The 1,840-nt window shown below is 28.3% G+C and carries 3 protein-coding genes; all 3 read left to right on the top strand.

Going from position 1 to position 1,840, the window contains the following annotated elements:
• The coding region (locus tag C4S77_RS02965; protein WP_146106023.1) for a T9SS type A sorting domain-containing protein at window positions 1-538 on the top strand (538 nt) is incomplete at its 5' end.
• Between the two features lie 91 nt (window positions 539-629).
• Complete coding sequence (locus C4S77_RS02960) at window positions 630-1,412, top strand: alpha/beta fold hydrolase (RefSeq protein WP_105245974.1); 783 nt, start codon at window positions 630-632, stop codon at window positions 1,410-1,412.
• Window positions 1,413-1,422: 10 nt separating this feature from the next.
• Window positions 1,423-1,840 (top strand): lipid-A-disaccharide synthase (locus tag C4S77_RS02955; protein WP_395855963.1); only part of this gene is annotated, 418 nt, incomplete at its 3' end.

The following is a 1,840-nucleotide window of genomic DNA, read 5'->3' as shown; positions in this document are numbered from 1 at the left end:
TTGTAATAGTATAAATGGATCCACCTTAGAAGTAGGAAGTTCTTCCAATAAAACATTACAATTAAAATACACAGTAATCGGAAATCCTATAAACTTTACAGGCTATAAGAAAACGGAAAAAGGGATAACAATAGAAGTAGGCACAGAAGGGCAACAGATAAGTTTATCCGGAAGTGGAGTAATAGCTGTGACCATAAGTGGAACTCCGACACAATCAGGTTCTTTATCACTAGAAATAAATAATAGATCATGTAATTTATCTATTGAAAATAAACAAATTAAGAAAAATGAGTTAAAATTAGTCCCTAACCCATTGAATACTTCAGTAGGTAGCATATATATTAATTCAGATTTTGAAGATAATCATGCAACAATTACTATTTTTGATGTAAGTGGTAAAATTATATATATAAATAATTATATTGTTAAAAAAGGAGAACAAAAATTAGAATTTAAGTCTCCTGTGTTGAGTGGGATATATATAGTACAATTTAAAAGTAGTAAAATAACCAAAACCCTTAAGTTGATTGTAGAGTAGAAGATAAAAGAACTTTAATCAATAAACCCTATTATTTAAATAATGGGGTTTATTGATTTATAATTAATTTTGTAAAAATAGATTTAAAAATATGGAGAATCAGATATTGCATTCTAAAATATTTGCTAAGCCAGGAACAATTCCAATTTTAATTTTTCACGGATTATTTGGTATGTTAGATAATTGGGGAACTTTAGGGAAAAAATTTTCAGAAAATCAGGAAGTACATCTAATAGACTTGCGAAATCATGGAAAAAGTTTTCATACAGTAAGTATGAATTATACAGAAATGTCAGAAGATATTGTAAACTATATGAAACATTATTCAATTGAAAAAGCAATATTATTAGGGCACTCTTTAGGAGGAAAGGCGGTAATGGAGTGTGCAATAAAACATTCGGATTTAGTGGAAAAGTTATTAGTTGTAGATATAGCCCCAAAAGCTTATCCACCTCATCATCAGGAAATAATAAAAGCTCTTAAAAGTGTAGATTTTTCTAAAATAAAAGAAAGAAAAGAAGTAGAAAATATTTTATCACAATATATTCATGAAACAGAAGTGATTCAGTTTCTTATGAAAAACGTGTATAGGACAGATAAAAATCATTTTGATTTTAGATTTAACTTAAACACGCTTTCCAAAGACTATAATCAGTTAATTAACAAACCTATTTCTTTTGGAAAGTATGAAGGTCCTACTTTATTTATTTCAGGAGAAAAATCAAATTATATTCTTCCCGAAGACGAATTTTATATTCGTCAACAGTTTCCTAAAGAAAAATTAGTTATAGTTTCCAAGGCATCACATTGGGTGCAAGCAGATAATCCAAACGAATTTTTTGATGTTGTAAACGACTTTTTATTAAACTCTTAGCTATTAATTTATGAGATATTACATAATTGCAGGTGAAGCCTCAGGAGATTTACATGCATCCAATTTAATGAAAGAAATAAAAAAAATAGATAGTCAGGCAGAGTTTAGATTTTGGGGAGGAGATTTAATGCAGCATGAAGGAGGACATATGGTAAAACATTATCAAGAATTGGCTTTTATGGGTTTCTCAGAAGTAGTTTCTAATTTAGGAACTATTCTAGGAAATATTAAATACTGTAAACAAGATATAAAAACATATAAGCCGGATTGCGTTATATTTATTGATTATCCCGGATTTAATCTTAGAATTTGTAAATACGTAAAAAAAATTGGAATTAAAACATTTTACTACATATCTCCTCAAGTCTGGGCATGGAAATCCGGAAGAGTAAAAACCATAAAAAAATATGTAGATAAGATGTTTGTTA

The sequence above is a fragment of the Apibacter adventoris genome, assembly GCF_002964975.1.
Taxonomy (GTDB): Bacteria; Bacteroidota; Bacteroidia; order Flavobacteriales; family Weeksellaceae; genus Apibacter; species Apibacter adventoris.
This window is presented reverse-complemented; position numbering and strand designations above follow the sequence as displayed.

What these genes read in the sequence shown, in the direction of transcription:
- C4S77_RS02960 (WP_105245974.1), top strand. Translation starts at nt 630, where the DNA reads ATGGAGAATCAGATATTGCATTCTAAAATATTTGCTAAGCCAGGAACA.